General features: G+C 74.4%; 17 protein-coding genes and 1 pseudogene. 9 read left to right on the forward strand and 9 right to left on the reverse strand.

Going from position 1 to position 17,556, the window contains the following annotated elements:
- Positions 1-62 precede the first annotated feature (62 nt).
- Positions 63-932 (reverse strand): dihydropteroate synthase, encoded by an 870-nt coding sequence (gene folP / locus V1634_RS31615; protein WP_331211420.1) that lies wholly within the window; start codon positions 930-932, stop codon positions 63-65.
- A 215-nt stretch (positions 933-1,147) separates the two neighbouring features.
- Between folP and V1634_RS31620 the strand changes: the two are divergent.
- From V1634_RS31620 to V1634_RS31635, 4 genes and pseudogenes are all read left to right on the forward strand, one after another.
- Positions 1,148-1,531 (forward strand): annotated as a pseudogene (locus V1634_RS31620) (DivIVA domain-containing protein); the annotation flags it as partial.
- A gap of 641 nt (positions 1,532-2,172) precedes the next feature.
- Complete coding sequence (locus V1634_RS31625) at positions 2,173-2,691, forward strand: SRPBCC family protein (RefSeq protein WP_331211365.1); 519 nt, start codon at positions 2,173-2,175, stop codon at positions 2,689-2,691.
- 68 nt (positions 2,692-2,759) lie between these two features.
- Entirely contained in the window at positions 2,760-3,350 is a 591-nt protein-coding gene (locus V1634_RS31630) for a DNA-3-methyladenine glycosylase I (RefSeq protein ID WP_331211366.1), read from the forward strand.
- Positions 3,351-3,354: 4 nt separating this feature from the next.
- Positions 3,355-3,954, forward strand: coding sequence for a hypothetical protein (locus V1634_RS31635; protein ID WP_331211367.1), 600 nt, complete (start codon positions 3,355-3,357; stop codon positions 3,952-3,954).
- Between the two features lie 30 nt (positions 3,955-3,984).
- On the opposite strand, the gene V1634_RS31640 is transcribed toward V1634_RS31635, so the two are convergent.
- The 4 genes from V1634_RS31640 to V1634_RS31655 form a co-directional block, all read right to left on the reverse strand.
- A complete protein-coding gene (locus V1634_RS31640) occupies positions 3,985-5,235 on the reverse strand; it encodes a DUF1501 domain-containing protein (protein WP_331211368.1) in 1,251 nt (416 codons plus the stop codon).
- A 19-nt stretch (positions 5,236-5,254) separates the two neighbouring features.
- Positions 5,255-6,559: a DUF1800 domain-containing protein gene (locus V1634_RS31645; protein WP_331211369.1), complete on the reverse strand. Its 1,305-nt coding sequence runs from the start codon at positions 6,557-6,559 to the stop codon at positions 5,255-5,257.
- A gap of 90 nt (positions 6,560-6,649) precedes the next feature.
- Positions 6,650-7,438 (reverse strand): enoyl-CoA hydratase-related protein, encoded by a 789-nt coding sequence (locus tag V1634_RS31650; protein ID WP_331211370.1) that lies wholly within the window; start codon positions 7,436-7,438, stop codon positions 6,650-6,652.
- Positions 7,435-8,259 carry a PaaX family transcriptional regulator gene (locus tag V1634_RS31655; protein WP_331211371.1) on the reverse strand — a complete coding sequence of 275 codons (825 nt, stop codon included), beginning with the start codon at positions 8,257-8,259 and terminating at the stop codon, positions 7,435-7,437. The genes V1634_RS31650 and V1634_RS31655 overlap by 4 nt, the downstream gene beginning before the upstream one ends.
- Before the next feature lie 187 nt (positions 8,260-8,446).
- Here V1634_RS31655 and V1634_RS31660 point away from each other — a divergent pair, with 187 nt between their 5' ends.
- Both V1634_RS31660 and V1634_RS31665 read left to right on the forward strand, forming a co-directional pair.
- Positions 8,447-8,614, forward strand: coding sequence for a DUF3117 domain-containing protein (locus V1634_RS31660; protein WP_007455245.1), 168 nt, complete (start codon positions 8,447-8,449; stop codon positions 8,612-8,614).
- Between the two features lie 144 nt (positions 8,615-8,758).
- Positions 8,759-10,252, forward strand: coding sequence for a leucyl aminopeptidase (locus V1634_RS31665; protein ID WP_331211372.1), 1,494 nt, complete (start codon positions 8,759-8,761; stop codon positions 10,250-10,252).
- Positions 10,253-10,306: 54 nt separating this feature from the next.
- Here the strand turns inward: V1634_RS31665 and V1634_RS31670 are convergent, their stop codons facing one another.
- A complete protein-coding gene (locus tag V1634_RS31670) occupies positions 10,307-10,882 on the reverse strand; it encodes an O-methyltransferase (RefSeq protein ID WP_101371792.1) in 576 nt (191 codons plus the stop codon).
- Between the two features lie 435 nt (positions 10,883-11,317).
- Between V1634_RS31670 and V1634_RS31675 the strand changes: the two genes are divergently transcribed.
- Complete coding sequence (locus tag V1634_RS31675) at positions 11,318-12,646, forward strand: S1C family serine protease (protein ID WP_331211373.1); 1,329 nt, start codon at positions 11,318-11,320, stop codon at positions 12,644-12,646.
- Positions 12,647-12,810: 164 nt separating this feature from the next.
- The gene (locus V1634_RS31680) at positions 12,811-13,254 is read left to right on the forward strand and encodes a Sec-independent protein translocase family protein (RefSeq protein WP_331211374.1); all 444 of its coding nucleotides are present in this window, start codon (positions 12,811-12,813) and stop codon (positions 13,252-13,254) included.
- Between the two features lie 131 nt (positions 13,255-13,385).
- Here the strand turns inward: V1634_RS31680 and V1634_RS31685 are convergent, their stop codons facing one another.
- The 3 genes from V1634_RS31685 to V1634_RS31695 form a co-directional block, all read right to left on the reverse strand.
- Positions 13,386-14,597, reverse strand: a complete 1,212-nt coding sequence (locus V1634_RS31685; RefSeq protein WP_407951889.1) for an Mrp/NBP35 family ATP-binding protein — start codon at positions 14,595-14,597, stop codon at positions 13,386-13,388.
- Positions 14,598-14,911: 314 nt separating this feature from the next.
- Positions 14,912-15,433 carry a hypothetical protein gene (locus V1634_RS31690; RefSeq protein ID WP_331211376.1) on the reverse strand — a complete coding sequence of 174 codons (522 nt, stop codon included), beginning with the start codon at positions 15,431-15,433 and terminating at the stop codon, positions 14,912-14,914.
- Positions 15,421-16,386 (reverse strand): HAD family hydrolase, encoded by a 966-nt coding sequence (locus V1634_RS31695; protein WP_331211377.1) that lies wholly within the window; start codon positions 16,384-16,386, stop codon positions 15,421-15,423. The genes V1634_RS31690 and V1634_RS31695 overlap by 13 nt, the downstream gene beginning before the upstream one ends.
- 103 nt (positions 16,387-16,489) lie before the next feature.
- Between V1634_RS31695 and V1634_RS31700 the strand changes: the two genes are divergently transcribed.
- Positions 16,490-17,506 (forward strand): DMT family transporter, encoded by a 1,017-nt coding sequence (locus V1634_RS31700; protein WP_331211378.1) that lies wholly within the window; start codon positions 16,490-16,492, stop codon positions 17,504-17,506.
- Positions 17,507-17,556 lie beyond the last annotated feature (50 nt).

The raw sequence follows: 17,556 nt of genomic DNA on the forward strand, positions 1-17,556 counted from the left end.
ACCTGACGGTCCGGCGACCAACTCTGCCGGGTCGGGGTCAGGCCAGCCCTGCGGGACCGGAGTCAGGCCAGCCCGCGCCGGGACACCGCCGGTGGGCGGTCGCCGCGGATCGAGGCGACCATGTCCAGCAGCCGCCGGGTCGGGCGTACCTGGTGGGCCCGGAACACCCGGGCGCCCAGCCAGGCCGAGACGGCGGTGGCCGCGAGGCTACCCTCCAGCCGCTGGTCCACCGGCAGGTCGAGGGTCTCCCCGACGAAGTCCTTGTTGGACAGGGCCACCAGCACCGGCCAGCCGGTTCCGGTGAGTTCGGCCAGCCGGCGGGTGATCTCCAGCGAGTGCCGGGTGTTCTTGCCGAAGTCGTGCGCCGGGTCGATCAGGATGCCGTCCCGGCGTACCCCGAGCCGGACCGCCCGCTCGGCGAGCCCGGTGACCGTGTCGAGCACGTCGGCCAGCAGGTCGGTGAAGGCCGCCCGGTGCGGCCGGGTCCGCGGCGTCAACCCGCCAGCGTGCGAGCAGACCAGCCCCACCCCGGTCGCGGCGGCCACCTCGGCCAGCGCCGGATCGGCACCGGACCAGGTGTCGTTGAGCAGGTCCGCTCCGGCGGCCACCGCCTCGACGGCCACCTCGGCCCGCCAGGTGTCGATCGAGATCACCACCTCCGGGAAGGCGGCCCGGACGGCGGCGATGGTGCCGACGGTACGACGGATCTCCTCGGCCACGTCCACCTCGGCACCGGGCCCGGCCTTCACCCCGCCGATGTCGACGATCTCGGCACCCTCGGCCACCGCCCGCTCCACGGCCCGGAGCGCGCTGTCGGCGGCGAACGTGACGCCCCGGTCGAAGAACGAGTCCGGAGTCCGGTTCACGATCGCCATCACGGCGAGGTCTCCGGGCGCGAACGTGCGCCGCCCCAGTCGAAGCGCGTCCGCCATCCACTCCTCCTCCACCATCTCGGCGCTGATCACGCTAGTCGGCGGTGGGTCGTCGTACCCCTGCGGGCGCCCGCGTCGGTCGGGGCCGGCAGCCGGGATGGCGGCACGTCGGCCACCGGTGTCCGGCCCGCCGACGGGGCAGGGTTTCACGTCCTTCGAAGAACGACCGGGGTGGCGGGGTCGCCCGGCCCGGCTCGCCATGCCACCATCGGCGGATGGGTCAGGTTCTGCTCCTCTTGGTCGTGGCGCTGACCGTCGCGGCGGTGGTCTTCGGGGTGACGGTGCTGGTGACCGGCTCCGATCCGGGGCTGGGCGCCGCCGAGCCGGACGGGCGGGCGGTGCCGTTGCCGGGCAACCGGCCGCTGCTGGAGACCGACGTCGGGCAGGTCCGGTTCGACCTGACGCTGCGCGGCTACCGGATGGCCCAGGTCGACCAGGCGCTGCGCCGCACCGCGTACGACATCGGCTACAAGGACGAGCTGATCGGGGTGCTCCAGGCGGAGGTCACCGCGCTGCGGGAAGGGCGGCTGGAGGACGCCGAGGTGCTCCGCCGGGCCCGGGAGGCGGCTCTCGTACCGGCCGGGTCGGTGCCGGACGCGCCGGACGCCCCGTTGGACGGCTCCTCGGCCCGTACCCTGGCGTCGGCCACGACCGGCGGGACCGCGGTCCACTCGTCGCCGGTGCCGCCACTCGGCGGCCCGGTCGGGAACGGCGGAACCGGTGCGAACGGCCCCGGCGGGCGGTCCGACCAGGCCGAGACCACACCGTCCGGGCTCCAGCAGACCGACGTCGACACTCCTGACACCCGGCCCGAACCCGCCACGGCGGCAGACGCGCCCGCGACGGAGGACCGGGCGGAGGACGCCGAGCCGGTTCCGACCCGGTCGGTCCGGGCGGGCGGGTCCGTGATCGAGGCCGAGGACGGCGACCTGACCGAGGCCACCGCACCGCCCCGACCGACCGATGACGCCGGACCGACCGTTCGGGGCAGCAGGGACGGGGCCGTTCCGGGCAGCGGAGCCGAGGCCGTTCCGGGCAGCGGAGCCGAGGCCGTCCCGGGCAGCAGGGCCGAGGCCGTCCCCGGCAGTGCGGACGCGGGCGACGACCAGCGGACCCGGCCGGCCCGGGCCGACGCCACCGCCGAGGCCGACGGGGCGGCGGAGGAGGCGTCGACCAGGCGGGTCGAGCGGCCGGTACGGACGGAGGGGACGGCCGGGCCGGCGGAGCAGCCGGAGCGGGCGTGAGCGCCGCCGGTTCGGGCGCTGCCGATCCGGACGGCACCGAGGGGCTCCGGGCGGCGGCCGAGCCCGGCTCCGGAGAGGTCACCGCGACGGTCATCGTCGCGGCCCCCGCGCCCCGGGTCTTCGCCGCGCTGACCGCATGGGAACGACAGGGCGACTGGATCCCGTTCACCCGGGTCCGCCTGGTCGAGGGGGACGGTGGCGAGGGCAGCCTGGTCGAGGCGGTCACCACGGTCGGACCGGCAGTACTCCGGGACGAGATGCGGGTGGTCCGGCTGGACCCGCCGTACGAGGTACGCGTGGTGCACTGCGGGCGCCTGTTGCGCGGTCCCGGGGTGCTGCGCTGCACCCAGATGGCCGAGGACCGGACCCAGGTGGTCTGGCACGAGTGGTTCCACCTGCCCGGCGGCCCGACCGGCCGGATGGCCTGGCCGGTGCTCTGGCCCGGCTCCAAGTTCGGCCTCACCCAGGCGCTGAAGCGGTTCGCCCGGCTGGTGGAACGCGGCCAACTGCCCTGATCACGGCGGAACACCGTGCCGACCCGCTGACCGGCAGGTTGTCGGGCGGTTGGCCTACCGTTGACGCCGTGACTGATCTGGTGATTGGCGCCGACGGGCTGGCCCGCTGCCGCTGGGGCGCGAGTACCCCCGACTATGCCGTCTACCACGACGAGGAGTGGGGCCGGCCGCTGCACGGCGACGACGCGCTCTACGAGCGGCTGACCCTGGAGGCGTTCCAGTCCGGGCTCTCCTGGCTGACCATCCTGCGGAAGCGGCCGGCGTTCCGGCGCGCCTTCGACGGGTTCCACCTGGCGACCGTGGCCGGCTACGGCGACGCGGAGGTGGCCCGGTTGATGGCCGACGCCGGGATCGTCCGGAACCGGGCCAAGATCGACGCGGCGATCGCCAACGCGCGGGCCGCGCTCGACCTCCCGGACGGGCTGGCGGCCCTGCTCTGGTCCTTCGCACCGGCCGCCCGGACGGGCCGACCCCGGACGTTCGCGGAGGTGCCCGCGATCACCCCCGAGTCGACAGCGATGGCGAAGGCGCTCCGGAAGCGCGGCTTCCGGTTCGTCGGCCCGACCACGGCGTACGCGCTGATGCAGGCGACCGGCATGGTCGACGACCATCTCGACGGCTGCCACGTGAAGCCGCCGGCCGCCGCCGTGATGGGATAGCGGCATGAGTGCAGCGGGTTCGGCCGGGACGTGGGCGGTGGTCATCCCCGGCGAGCGCTACGAGGCCGAGCGGCTCTTCCACCACGACACGCTGGAGCTGACCGGCCGCAACGGCGGGCCCCGGCCCGGCCCCGGCGACCCCGTCCTGGTGGTCCGCGACGAGCAGCCGCCGCTGGTGGTCGCACTCGGCCGGGTGACCGTCGTCGGCGGGGCCGGCGAGCGGGACCCGGACGATCCGCAGTCCGGACCGGGCGAGACGGGCGCGCTCGCGGTGACGTACACCCGGCAGGTCTTCGACGCGCCGGTGCCGGCCGACCGGCTCTCCCTCGACGGCCCGGTGACCCCGGTCGACCCGGCGGTCTACCAGGAGCTGGCCGGGCGGGTCGGCCCGCCGCCGGAGCGCCGGAACTACCTGGTCAGCCTCGACCTGCCGATCGAGGCGGGGTCACCGGCCGAGGCGGTCCGGCTGTTCTGGGCGTACGTCCAGGAGCTGGGCCCCCGCGAGCTGCCGGCGTTCGTCGCGCCGTCCGACGACGAGCTGGCGATGCAGGCGTTCGTGCTCGGTGCCGAGGCCAACCAGGACCCGGAGGAGGACGAGGACTGAGCCGCTGCCGGCCCGGCTCGCCGACCGCCGTCAGGTGAGCACCCCGGCCAGCCGGCCCCGCCAGCCGGCCAGCACCTGCTCCGGCTCGGTGTCGAGGACCCGTTCCAGCAGGCTGGCGTAGACGTCCCGGAAGTCGGTGGTGAACCGCAGGTCGCCGTCGTCGAGCCGGGTCAGGTCGGGCGGCTCGCCGTGCAGGCCGCCGTGCACCCCGGCGCCGAGCAGGAAGACGTCCGACGCGGTGCCGTGGTCGGTGCCGTCCGAGGCGTTGGCCCGGACCCGCCGGCCGAACTCCGAATAGACCGCCACCACCACCTTGCGCCCGGCCTCGGTGCCGGCCATCCGGTCGACGAACGCGGTCAGCGCCTTGTCGACCTGGCCGAGCAGCACCGCCTGGAGTTGCTTCTCGTCGGCGTGGGTGTCGAAGCCGCCCAGCGAGACCGAGAAGACCCGGCTCGACACCCCGGCCTCGACACACTGCGCCACCAGGTCGAGCTGGGCGGCGAGCGCACTGCGCGCCCCGCCGGTGGCGGTCGCCGCCGGCCGGTCGTCGTTCCCGCCGTCGTCGGCCTCCTCGGCGGTGGCCGCGTCACGCACCTCGGTGATCATCGCGTCGACGGCGCGCAGGTCGGCGAAGCAGGCGGCGGCCCGGGCCTGCCCGGCCGGCTCGCCGGGCTCGGCCACCGCGAGCTTGGCCAGCGTCGGGTCGCCGACCGGGCGCCTGGCCTTCCGCTCGGTGACCGGTACGGCGGCACCCGCGCTGCGGGCACCGGCGAGCAGCGGTGGCAGGGTCGGCTCGAACGAGACCGCGAGCCGGGGGTCGCCGCCCGCCCCGTCCAGCCAGCGGCCCAGCCAGCCGGTGTGCTCGGGTCGGTCCGGGCGTGCGGTCTGCCAGATGTCCATCGAGCGGAAGTGACTCCGGTCGGGTGTCGGATATCCGACACCACGTACGATCGCGAGCCGGCCGTCGCCGTACAGCCGGTGCAGCCCGGCCAGGGCCGGGTTCAACCCCACACTGTCGTCCAGCCGCTTCACCTCGTCGGCGGAGTACGCCAACTCGGGGCGGGCGTCCTGATAGGCCGGGTCGGCGTACGGGACGACGGTGTTCAGGCCGTCGTTGCCGCCGTAGAGGGTGACCAGCACCAGGGTACGGGCCTGCGGATCGCGGTCACCGGCCGTGTCGAACAGGTCGGACAGGCCGTACGCGCCCGCGCCGGCCGCGAGCGCGCCCGCCCCGGCCACGCCGCTGGCGAGCAGGAACCTGCGTCGGGTGAGGATGTCCATCCGCTTCGTCTCCTCCTCGTCAACTGACGGTGTACTCGGGGCTGACCAGCCCGGCGACAAGCAGCCGGCCCGGGTCGTCGGCCAGCGGGGCCAGGGCGGCCCGGCTGCGTGGCGTCCACCGGTCCACCACCAGCAGCCGGGCCAGCGCCTCCGGCCGGTCGTTCGCGGGTGTGCCGGCGAGCCGCCGGGTCACCTCCGGGGCCGCCGCCCCGGCCAGCAGCGCGGCCAGCCGCATCCGGGACTGCAACGACGAGGTGGTCAGCCAGGCGGGCCCGGCCGGCCAGCCGCCGACGCTCGGCGGTCGCAGCGGCACCTGGTCCATTCCGGCCAGCCGGTTGGACAGCTCCCGGCGCTGCTGCTCGGCGAGCTTGCCGGGCCGGATGCCGAGCTGGCGCATCGCCCCGACCGCCCACTCCACCGGCTGCTTCACCAGCCCGCCCCGGGCCTGCCCGAACTCGGGCCGGGTGAAGAGCGCCCGGAGCAGCCCGGTGGTGGTGCCGGCGGCTCCGCCCAGCGCCTCCGGCGGGGGCAGGTCGGTGCCGGCGAACCGGGCCCAGAGCCGGGCCGCGACGAAGGCGCCGGCCTCGGGGCGGGCGGCCAGCAGCCGGGCGTACGAGTCGGCCTCGAACGCCTCCGTCCGGCCCAGGATCGTCTTCCCGGCCGGATCGTGCCGGCGCCGGACGAACCTCGCCTCGCCGGTACGCCGGTCGACCTGCCAGCCGGTCAGCGCCCGCGCCCCGGCCTTCACGTCCGCCTCGGTGTAGTGCCCGATGCCGAGCGTGAAGAGCTCCATCAGCTCCCGGGCCAGGTTCTCGTTCGGGGCGGTACGGGTGTTCTTCTGCCCGTCCAGCCACAGGATCAGGGCCGGGTCCCGCACCATCGCCCGGACCAGCGCCTCGAACGGCCCCGGGCCGTACCGCCGGAAGGTGTCGAGCTGCCCGAACATGAGCTGGGCGGACTTGACCTTGCGTACGCTGGTCGCCCAGTGCCCGTGCCAGAAGAAGACCAGCTTCTCGGTGAGCTGGTGCTCGGCGGCGACCATCCGGTCCAGCCACCAGTCGACCAGCCCGCGCACCTGTTCGGCCCGCCGCTTCTGGGCCTGCTGCCGCTGCTCCCGGCTGGACTCCTTGGTGATCCCGGCATACGGGTCGGCGCCGAGGTCGGGCGGCGGGGTGGCCGCCGCACCGGGGTCGGCGCCGACTGGGGCGAGCAACCGGTCCAGCGTGGCTGCCAGCCCGGCGCGTCCGGCCGCCTCCACCTCGGCGGCTGTCGGCCCGAAGGTGGCGCGGCGCAGCAGATGTACGACGGCGTCCCGATCGACCATGCGGCCGACCCTAGGCCGGTCGTGTACGAGCCCGGTAAGGCCGGTGATCGAGCCGGGTCTGCGTCGACGCGCCGTGGTGTGCCGGGCCGGTCAGCGCCCCTCGAAGGTCGGTCGGCGCTTCTGCACGAAGGCGGCGGTGGCCGTCCGGTGGTCGGCGGTGGCGCCGCAGATCGCCTGGGCCTGCGCCTCGGCGGCCAGCGCCTCGGAGAGGGTGCCGGCGTCACCGACCGAGAGTTGCCGCTTGATCGCCCCGTACGCCACCGTCGGTCCGGCGGCCAGCCGGGCGGCCAGCTCCCGGGCGGTCTCCAGCACCTGCTCGTCGTCGACCAGCCGGTTCAGCAGCCCGAGCCGGTACGCCTCGTCGGCCGGTACCGGCTCGGCGAGCATCAGCAGCTCGATCGCCTTGGCGTGCCCGACGAGCCGGGGCAGCGACCAGGAGGCGCCGGTGTCGCCGGCCAGGCCGACCTTGGCGAAGGCCATCAGGAAGCTGGTGCCGGGGCCGCCGATCCGGAAGTCGGCGAGGAAGGCGAGCGAGGCGCCGGCGCCGGCCGCCATTCCGCGTACCGCCGCGACGACCGGCTTGGGCAGGCTGGCCAGCCGGGAGGCGATCGGGTTGTAGTGGGTCCGCACGGTGCCGAGCGGGTCGGTGCTGCCGTCGGCCAGCGTGGCGGCGTGTTCCCGCAGATCCTGGCCGGCACAGAAGGCCGACCCGGCACCGGTGAGCACCACGGCCCGGCAGGAGCGGTCGTGCTCCAGCTCGGCGAGCGTGTCCCGCAGCGCCTCCTTCAGCGCCACGTCCAGGGCGTTCATCGCGGTCGGCCGGTTCAGGGTCAGCGTGACCACGGAGTCGGAGCGGTCGATGAGCAACGGCTCGGTCACAGGTGTTGACCCTTCTGTCGGGGGATCCGGTGGGAACCGTCGAGGCACTGCTCGACGAAACGGTCGGCAGCCGGGCGCAGCCGTGCGGCGTGCCGGTCGAAGAAGGCCGCCGCGCTGGTCCCCGGCCACCGCTCCGGCAGGAGCGCGGGAGGTAGCTGCGGGTCCCGGAAGAGGAAGGTACGCCATGCGTGCACCAGCCGGAACCGGGCGGCGTACGCGTCCTCGTCGCAGCTGCGTACCGTCACCGCGGCGAGCAGTGGACGCTGCGCGGCGACGAACTCCTGGTACGCGTTGGCGATCTCTTCGAGGTCCCAGGCCCGCCGGACCACCCCCATCGCCCCGGGCGTACCGGCGGCGTGTGCGGCGGTGAACCGCTCGTAGCGCACTCCGGCCTCGGTGAGCAGGCCGTCCACGTCCTCGCCGGGCCGGGTGGCGACCCAGGTCTGCTCGTCGAGCATGCCGTAGCCCAGATAGCTCAGGTTGGCGGCGAGGCGTTGCCGGTCCCGCCGGTTCGTACCGCTTTCAAGCACGATCAGGTCGAATCGGCCGTCCCATCCGATCTTGCCGGTCCGGTAGATCCGGGCGGCCGCCTCGTCGAGCCGTCGGGCCGCGCGCGGGGTGAGCAGATACCCCGGTCCGGTGGCCAGTCGGAGCGGGTGCAGCCAGCCCTGCCGGACCATCCGGGAGACGGCGGTCCGGACCGCGGGTGCGGCGATGCCGAGCGGGGATAGTAGTTTGACCAGCGCGGACACCGGTGCGCGCCCACCCCGGGAGCGGAGGTAGTCGCCATACAGGTCGAAGAGTGCCGACCGTGCCTGCATGACCGCACATTGTGACACCCCTTCTCAAGATAAGCTAGATGCTGTTACATCAACGCCGGTTCGGTTTGGGTCCGGCGGTGTTCATCAGGGAAAATCGTTGGTCGGCACCGCGGCCTTGGGCGGTGATGCTGACCAAATGGATGTGGGGTAACCCACCGACCCTGATGAAGGTCTGAGGGGAGACAACATGGCGGCGATGAAGCCGCGGACGGGCGACGGTCCGCTGGAAGTCACCAAGGAGGGCCGGGGCATCGTCATGCGGGTTCCGCTGGAGGGTGGTGGCCGGCTCGTCGTCGAGATGACTCCCGACGAGGCCAACGCGCTCGGTGACGCGCTGAAGGCCGCCGCCGGCTAAGTGAACGCCGACTCCGCCGGGCGGCACGTCCGGCGGGGTTTTCTCACCCTGGGCCACCGGCGACACGCCGGTGGCCCAGGGTCGTGATGTCGGGCGGGTCGCCTACTTCCCGCCCATCCGAGATCGTCTGGAGGTACCGTCGGCGTGCTGTCGATCCGTCTGGTAGTCGACCCCACCGGGTTCGAAACCCTGACCCTGCCGGTCGCGCCCCAGGAGGCGCCGGGTCAGCCCGCGGACGGGCCCGGCGGCACGCTGCTGCCCACCCTCCTCGCCCTCCCCGCCGAGCTGACCGCCGAGGCGAGTGCGCTGCTGCCCCACCTCGAGCAGCCCGGTGGCGCGGGCGCGCTGCACCGGTCGATCCGCCCGCAGGGCGAGCCGACCCGGCTGCTGCTGGCCGGCGTGGGCGCCGGTGACGAGGCCGGCTGGCGCTCCGCGGGTGCGGCCGTGGTCCGGGCGGCCACGCGTGAGAGTTCGATCACTATAGCGATCCCGGTCGATGTTGCCCCGGAGGCCGTACGCGGGCTCGCCGAGGGGATCTGGCTGGCGTCGTACCGGTTCCGGATGCCGGACGCCGACGAGGCCGCCGGCGACCCGCCCGCGCTGACCGAGGTGCTGCTCGCGGTCGCCGACCCCGAGCCCTACCGGGCGGCCCTGGAGACCGCCCGGGTGGTCGCCGAAGCCACCCGGTTCGCCCGGGACCTGACCAACACCCCCTCCTCGGTGAAGAGCCCGGCCTGGTTCGCCGACCGGGTGGTCGAGGCCGCCGCCGGTCGGGACGGGCTGACCGTCGAGGTACGGGAACCGGACCGGCTCGCCGCAGAGGGGTTCGGCGGCATTCTCGCCGTCGGCGGCGGATCGGCGCAGGGCCCCCGGCTGGTCGAGCTCAGCTGGCGGCCCGAGGGCGCGGACCGGCACGTCGTCCTGGTCGGCAAGGGCATCACCTTCGACACCGGCGGCATCTCGATCAAGCCCCGGGACGGCATGAAGCTGATGCGCAAGGACATGGGCGGTGCCGCGGCCGTGGTCGCCGCCACCATCGGTGCCGCCGCGCTCGGACTGCCGGTCCGGATCACCGCGCTCGCCCCGCTCGCGGAGAACATGGTCAGCGGCTCGGCGTACCGGCCGGGCGACGTCGTGCGGCACTACAACGGGCTGACCAGTGAGAGCACCAACACCGACGCCGAGGGCCGGCTGGTGCTGGCCGACGCGCTCGGCTACGCCGTGGCGCGACTCGCGCCGGACCTGCTGGTCGACCTCGCCACCCTGACCGGGGCGAACGCGGTCGCGCTCGGCAAGCGGACCGCTGCCCTCTACAGCCACACCGACGAGCTGGCCGAGGCCGTGCTGTCGGCCGCCGAGGCGGCCGGTGAGCGGGCCTGGCGGATGCCGCTGCCGGCCGACTACGCCGAATACCTCGGCAGCGACATCGCCGACCTCTACAGCGCACCGACCCAGGGCGCCGGCTCGGTGCTCGCCGCCCTCTACCTCCGCGAGTTCACCGGTGACCTGCGGGACCGCTGGGTGCACGTGGACATGTCGGCGCCGTCCTGGTCCGACGGCAACGACGGCGAGCTGGTCAAGGGCGCCACCGGCTGGGGCGTACGCACCCTGCTGCGCTGGCTGGCCACCCGGCCGTAGCCGATGCCGGTGGTCCGGCCGGGTGCACAGCGGCGGGCACCAGACCGGTGCCGGTCAGCGCTTGACCGCGACGAGCAGCCCCTCGCCGGTGGGGAGCAGCGCCGGGGTCCACTCCTCCGACTCGCGGACCGCCTTGGCCACCTCCCGGACGGTCACCGTCTCCACGTCCCGGGCGGCCGGGTCGCCGATCCGGCCGGCGGCCAGCGCGCCGTGCAGCGCGAGTACCCCGCCGGGGCGGAGCAGCCGCAGCGCCGCCTCGACGCAGGCGCTGTATTCCGCGACCTCCGAGTCGACGAAGATCAGGTCGTAGACGCCGTCGGCGAGCCGGGGCAGCACGTCCAGCGCCCGGCCGGTGATGATCCGGGTACGCCCGGAGGCGAAGCCCGCCTCCTGGAAGATCCGTCGGGCGATCCGCTGGTGCTCCGTCTCCACGTCGATGGTGGTCAGGATGCCGTCGGGGCGCATGCCGCGGAGCAGCCAGAGCCCACTGACCCCGGTACCGGTGCCGATCTCCACGACGGCCCGGGCACTGCCGGCCGCCGCCAGCAGCCGGAGCGTGGCACCGGTCCCCGGCGTGACGGCGTCGAGGCCGACCTCCCTGGCGAGGCTGCGGGCGGTACGCAGGACCAGGTCCTCGGCGACGTACGCTTCGGCGAACTGGAGTGCTTGGGCGGTCGTCGTACTGACTGACCGGGCGACCGTGGCGATGGGGCACCTCCGGGCGGCGAGGGACTCGGCTGGGGATGGACTTCGGTCGGTGGTGCGTCTTCGAGGGTGCGGGATTTCCGGCGGGCGGAGCTTGCGGACGGCGGGTTCACGGGGCGACGGTGGAACGGGCGGCGGTGCGGCGGCGGACCGGGGTGGGGTCGCGGGTATGAGCCTAAGGGTGGCGGTAGGTGATCGGCAGGCGCGTACCTCGGACGGCGCCCCGGCCTCCGACCAACCGATGACCGGTACTCGGCCATCCGTGCGATCCTGGATGCGGAACCCGGACGCCGCGGCCGGAACCGGTCGCCCCGGCCCGCGCGGCACCCGGCTTCAGGGACGGACTGGGAGGCAGCGAACGTGACGGACGGCTGGAACTGGCGCCAGCCCGATGGGACGGCGACGCCGGGGAACTCCCCGCCGCCGACGCCCCCGACGGTCGGCACGCCGGCGGTCTCCGGGTCGGCCGCCGACCCGGGATCGTCCCCGTGGTGGTCCGACGCGCTGCACGACCCGTGGCGGAACCCGGCCACCCCGGCGGCCGTGGTGGTGCAGGCGGGGCCGGCCTCCGGCGGGGGCGCCGACCCCGAGCCGGTGACCGACCCGGACGCCGCCGGGCGGCGCGGGCTGGCCCCGGTCTTCCTGGTCTCGCTGGTCACCGCGCTGCTGGCCGGTGCGCTCGGCGGCTCGCTCGGGTACGCCTTCGCGGTGCGCGGCGGTGTCACCGGTACAACCGCGCTCGGCTCGAACGCCGCGGAACCGCCCGCCACGGCCCGACGCCCGCCCGACTCGCTGGCCGGTGTCGCGGAACGGCTGCTGCCCAGCGTCGTCACCGTACGGGTCAGCGGCAACGGCGGGATCGGTCTCGGCTCCGGATTCGTCGCCACCCAGGACGGTTACGTGATCACCAACGACCATGTGGTCGGGGTCGGTGCCGACACCGCGACGGTGGTCTTCAACGACGGCTCCACCGCGCCGGCCGAGGTGGTGGGGAAGGATCCCGAGGCGGACATCGCGGTGATCAAGGTGTCCCGGACCGGCCTCAAACCGGTGGAGTTCGGCGACTCCGACGCCGTGGCGGTCGGCGACCCGGTGCTCGCCTTCGGTACGCCGCTGTCGCTGGCGAACACCGTCACCGCCGGCATCGTCAGCGCGCTGGACCGGACGTTCCGGCAAGGTGAGACGGGCGGCCAGGTGCGCTACTACGCCGCCATCCAGACCGACGCCGCGGTGAACCGTGGTAACTCCGGCGGGCCGCTGGTCGACGGCGGCGGACGGGTGATCGGGGTGAACTCGGTGATCCAGACGCCGGCCGCCGACGAGGAGACCGCCGGCAACGTCGGCCTGGCCTTCGCGATCCCGATCAACCAGGCCAAGCGGCTGGCCCAGGAGATCATCGACACCGGCAAGGCGCGCCGGACGGTGATCGGCGCGACGGTCGGCGGTACCCGCTCCGGCGGGTCGGGTGGGGTCCGGGTCTCCTTCGTCGAGCCGACCGGGCCGGCCGCCGCCGCCGGGCTGCGCGCCGGAGACGTGGTGCTCAAACTCGACGGCAAGCCGCTGGAGGATCCGAGCGACCTGATCGCGCTGGTCCGCAAGTACGCGCCCGGCTCGGTGGTGAGCGTCGAATACCGGCGCGGCTCGGAGCGGCAGGCCGCCTCGGTGACCCTGGCCGCCGACGCGAAGTGACGCCGGTCTGACCCGGAGATGACCCGTTCCTGAACGCCCGACCGTACCGGCCGGGTGGGGGCGGGACGGTGGCGGCGGGCCGGGAAGTAGCGGTCCGCTCCCCCTCCCACCGGCCACCATGACGTGCGTACTCTTGCCGTGGGCGGGGATGAGGGGAGGCAGGCGTGTTCGAGAACCTGAACTGGTGGGAGATCGGTGCACTGCTGCTGGTCGCGCTGCTGATCTTCGGTGACCGGCTGCCCACCGTGATCAGCGACGGTCTCCGGATGCTGCGCAACCTGCGCAACATGGCCCGCAACGCCACCGGCGACCTGAGCCGGGAGTTGGGCACCGACATCCAGCTCGAGGACCTGCACCCGAAGGCGTTCATCCGCAAGCACCTGCTGAGCGAGGAAGACGAGCAGGCGATCCGGAAGCCGCTGGAGGGGACGTTCGAGAAGCTCCGCTCAGACCTGACCGACGTACGCCGCGAGGTCGACGACGTGGCTGCCTCGGTGGACTTCCGCTCGTCCGGCGGCTCGACGAGCGGCACGGCAGCCCCGGCCCCGGCCAGCGGCAGCGACGTGACGCCGGTCCAGCGCCGCACCTTCGACGTCGACGCCACCTGACCCCGATCCCGGGTCCGGCGGCCGAGGGGCCCGCCCGCTCGGCCTCAGGCCCCGGTGCGGCCCGGGCGAGCCGTCGGGCGGCCTGGCTGACCCACGAAGGTCAGCCGCCCACGGTGGCCAGCGCACACAGGTCAGCGGCCGGCGGGGCGTAGCCCGAGGGGCTTGCCGAGCAGCGACTCGCGGCGGACGGCGAGCCGGTCCGCGACCGAGGCCAGCGCCTTGGCGGCCGGCGCCTCGGGCTCGGCGAGTACGACCGGGTTACCGGCGTCGCCGGCCTCGCGTACCCGGGTGTCCAACGGAATCTGACCCAGCAGCGGCACCTGTGCGCCGATCACCCTGGTCAGCGACTCGGCGACCATCGCGCCGCCGCCCGAACCGAAGACCTCCATCCGGGAGCCGTCCGGCAGTTCCAGCCACGACATGTTCTCCACCACACCGACCAGCCGTTGGTGGGTCTGCAGGGCGATCCCGCCGGCCCGCTCGGCCACCTCGGCGGCGGCGGTCTGCGGGGTGGTCACCACCAGGATCTCCGCGTTCGGCAGCAACTGGGCCAGCGAGATGGCGACGTCGCCGGTGCCCGGCGGCAGGTCCAGCAGCAGGACGTCGAGGTCGCCCCAGTAGACGTCGGCGAGGAACTGCTGCAAGGCGCGGTGCAGCATCGGGCCTCGCCAGACCACCGCCGCGTTGCCGTCGGTGAACATGCCGATCGAGATCACCTTCACCCCGTGCGCCTGGGGCGGCATGATCATGTCCTCGACCCGGGTCGGCCGGCCGTCGACCCCGAGCATCCGGGGCACCGAGTGGCCGTAGATGTCCGCGTCGACGACGCCCACCGAGAGTCCCCGGGCGGCGAGCGCGGCGGCCAGGTTGACCGTGACACTCGACTTGCCGACCCCGCCCTTGCCGCTGGCCACCGCGTAGACCCGGGTCCGGGAGCCGGGCTGGGCGAACGGGATCACCGGTTCCTGGCTCTGCCCGCCGCCGCGCAGCCGCGTCTGAAGGGCCTGCCGCTGCTCGGGGCTCATCACGCCGAAGTCGATGGTGACTCCGGTCACGCCCGGCACCGCGCCGACCGCCGCGGTGATGTCGGTACGCAGCTTGTCCCGCAGGGGGCAGCCGGCGACGGTGAGCAGCAGCTCCACCCGTACCGTGCCGTCGGCGGCGACCACGGCGGAGCGCACCATGCCGAGTTCGGTGATCGGCCTGCGGATCTCCGGGTCGTCGACGGTGGCCAGCGCGGCCTGCACCGCCTCCTCGACGGCGTTCGTGGGCCGGACGGCGGAGTCGGTGCCGGAGGCGGCGGCCTCCTGGCCGGGTACGGCGGGAGCAGACATGTTCGCAATGCTACGTCGCCGGCAGGTCCCGCCGGCCGGCCGTACCGGAACGGACGGCAGCACAGCGGCCCTCGAACAGCCGAGGGGGAATCAGCACGGCGTGGGCGGCAAGTCGGGCGTTCAGCCATGGGTGGGGAAATTGGCGATTTGACGGTAGACGCCGTACCCGTCGGGGTGCGACGATCGTTGAAGTTCGCCGCGCGCCTAGCCCCTTGAGGCGCGCGGCGTTTTCGTGCCGTCGAGCCGGCCCGGGGACGTCCGATTCCGTCCGGTGCCGCCCTACCCGGCCCGTGCTGCCGGATGGGCCGGCCCGGCCGGCCCGGTCAGCGGCGCCGGACCCGGTGCAACCGGAACGGCCGGCGGGTCTGCCGGACCGCGGTGGTCTCGCGCGGCGGTGCGGCGAGAGAGTCGTCCGGCAGGGTCTGCCCGGCGGCCAGCGGCGCCCCGGCCGGCACCAGCCGGCTGAGCACACACTCGGCCCGCCACCGTTCGGCCAGCTCCACCGGGCTGCCGGAGGCGTTGAGCCGCTTGGCCGCGACCTGTGGGGCCACGGTCGCCCACTGCTCGCCATCCGGTGCGACCCGGATCACCTCGGCCGGCCAGGTGACGATCTGCCCGCCGTGGTCGCCGCGCAGGGTGACGGTCGCGGTCTTCGCCTCGGCGAGCCCCGGTGCGGACTGCTCGCCCGGGCCGCTCACCACGAAGAGCGCGCCGTCGAGTGGGAAGCACCACAGCGCGACCGGTGGCTGGTGGCCGACCGCCACCCACGCCACCGCGGCCTTCTTCACCGCCTCGGTGACCAGCGGTGAGACCGCGGCCTCCTCTTCGTCCGTCACACCCCGCATCCTGCCCCACCCGGGACCGGCACGGAACCCGCCGGCGTCGACCCGGCCCGGCTTCGGGGTACGTCGAGCAGCCCGGGCACCTCGGCCAGCGAGGTGAGTGCCAAGCCGCTCCAACCCCGGTCCGGGTTGAAGACCAGGTGACCGTCGAGGTCGGCGGCGGCCAGCCGGACCGGGGTCATCCCGGCCCGGGCGGCGCCGGTGAGTTCCTGACTGCCGCCGTCGCCGACATAGAGGCAGTCGCCCGGTGCGACGCCGAGCCGTTGGCAGGCGGTGAGATAGATCGCCGGATCGGGCTTGCAGCGGCCCACCTGCACCGAGAAGACCCGCGCGTCGAGCAGGGGCGCGACCGGCAGTTGCGGCCAGAGGGCGGGCAGTTCGTGGGTACAGTCGCTGATCAGGGCGGTACGGGCACCACGACGCCGTACGGCGCGCAGCACCGTCACCGCCTCGGGACGGAGTCGGGTGTCGGCGCGTACCGCCTCGACCCGGGCCTCGACGGCGGCCCGCAGGTCGGCGGTGGAGGGTCGGGCCCCGGCCTGTTCGCAGATCCACCGCATGGTGTCGGTGGCATCGCCGAGTGCCCCGGTGGCCCGCAGGTAGAAGGACCGGTCGAGCACCTCGAACAGCGCCTCCACGGCACAGCCGAGCAGGGCGGCGACCACCCGGTGCTGCTGACCCCGAGGGCTGCCACAGGTGAGGGTGCCGAAGAAGTCGAAGATCACCGCCCGGTACGCCGGCGACGGCCGGCCGCCCCGCCCCGACCACCCGGGGACCGGCGGCGACTGCTCCGTGCTCCGGGCCGGCGGCTCGGGTTCGTCGTACGGCGGCTCGGGTTCGTCGTACGGCGGCTCGGGTTCGTCCTGCGGCGGGCGGTTGGAGTCGACGGGGTGTGCTGGCTGGTCGTCGGGGGCGTGGGAGTGGCCAGGCGGGGAGGGGAACCGGTGTGTGGGCATGGGGGAGCAGGCCTCCGGAACCGGATGGAGCCAGGTGCGATCGCACGATCGTAACGAGTTGTCGACCTCATGGTGGCCCGCAGTGACATGTGAGGATTTTTCCGTGCCTGTCGTCGTACCACCGCACCGGACCTCGATCGACCCGCTGAGCATCGGCGCGGTCGCGGTCGCCATCGCGGCGGTCTCGTCGTCGGCACCGCTGATCGCCTTCGCCGCCGCACCCGCGCTGGCGATCGCCTTCTGGCGCAACTTCCTCGCCGTCGGGGTGCTCGGGCCGGTCGCGCTCTTCCGGCGACGCGCCGAGTTCCGGGCGCTGGCCGGACGCGCCGGTCGCCGGGACGCCGGCTACTGCGTACTCGCCGGTCTCGCCCTCGCGGTGCACTTCGGCACCTGGATGCCGAGCGCCCAGCTCACCTCGGTGGCCACCGCCACCGCACTGGTGGTCACCCAGCCGGTCTGGCAGGGGCTGATCGCGCTCGGCCAGGGCCGGCGGCTCACCGCCCTCGCCTGGATCGGCATCGGGTTGGCGGTGGTCGGCGCGATCTGGGCGGTCGGCGCCGACTTCGGGGTCTCCGGCCGGGCCGTCGCCGGTGACCTGCTCGCGGTGGCCGGCGGCATGGCGGCGGCGGTCTACACCGCGCTCGGCGAACGGGTCCGGAGCACCGTCAGCACCGTCGGCTACACCACCATCTGCTACGGGGTCTGCGCGGCGGCACTGCTGGTGGTCTGCCTGGCCGGCGGCGTACGGCTCGGCGGGTACGACCCGCACACCTGGCTCGCCGTGCTCGGCCTGGTGGTCGGGGCCCAACTGCTCGGCCACTCGATGTTCAACTACGCGCTGCGCCGGATCTCGGCGACGACGATCAGCGTCCTCTTCCTGCTCGAAGCGCCCGGCGCCGCCCTGATCGCCTGGGCCTGGCTCGGTCAGGTACCCCGGACGGCCGCCCTGCCCGGGCTGACCCTGCTGCTGGCCGGCGTCGCCGTCGTGCTGCACGGCGAGTCGCGCACCGCCCGGCGGACCGGCACCGCCGCCCAGCCGGAGCCGCTACCCGCGCCACCGGAGGCGGGGCCGCTGCCGGAGACCGAGCCGCGCCCCGGTGAGACGTACCCGACCGGCTGACCCCGCCTCCACCCCGGCGCGCGCGGGCGGTCCGACGGGCCGGCCCAGCC

This window comes from Plantactinospora veratri, assembly GCF_036421995.1.
GTDB lineage: Bacteria > Actinomycetota > Actinomycetes > Mycobacteriales > Micromonosporaceae > Plantactinospora > Plantactinospora veratri.

What these genes read in the sequence shown, in the direction of transcription:
- folP (WP_331211420.1), bottom strand. Translation starts at nt 932, where the DNA reads ATGGCGGACGCGCTTCGACTGGGGCGGCGCACGTTCGCGCCCGGAGAC.
- V1634_RS31635 (WP_331211367.1), top strand. Translation starts at nt 3,355, where the DNA reads ATGAGTGCAGCGGGTTCGGCCGGGACGTGGGCGGTGGTCATCCCCGGC.
- V1634_RS31640 (WP_331211368.1), bottom strand. Translation starts at nt 5,235, where the DNA reads ATGGACATCCTCACCCGACGCAGGTTCCTGCTCGCCAGCGGCGTGGCC.
- V1634_RS31645 (WP_331211369.1), bottom strand. Translation starts at nt 6,559, where the DNA reads ATGGTCGATCGGGACGCCGTCGTACATCTGCTGCGCCGCGCCACCTTC.
- V1634_RS31655 (WP_331211371.1), bottom strand. Translation starts at nt 8,259, where the DNA reads ATGCAGGCACGGTCGGCACTCTTCGACCTGTATGGCGACTACCTCCGC.
- V1634_RS31660 (WP_007455245.1), top strand. Translation starts at nt 8,447, where the DNA reads ATGGCGGCGATGAAGCCGCGGACGGGCGACGGTCCGCTGGAAGTCACC.
- V1634_RS31690 (WP_331211376.1), bottom strand. Translation starts at nt 15,433, where the DNA reads ATGCGGGGTGTGACGGACGAAGAGGAGGCCGCGGTCTCACCGCTGGTC.
- V1634_RS31695 (WP_331211377.1), bottom strand. Translation starts at nt 16,386, where the DNA reads ATGCCCACACACCGGTTCCCCTCCCCGCCTGGCCACTCCCACGCCCCC.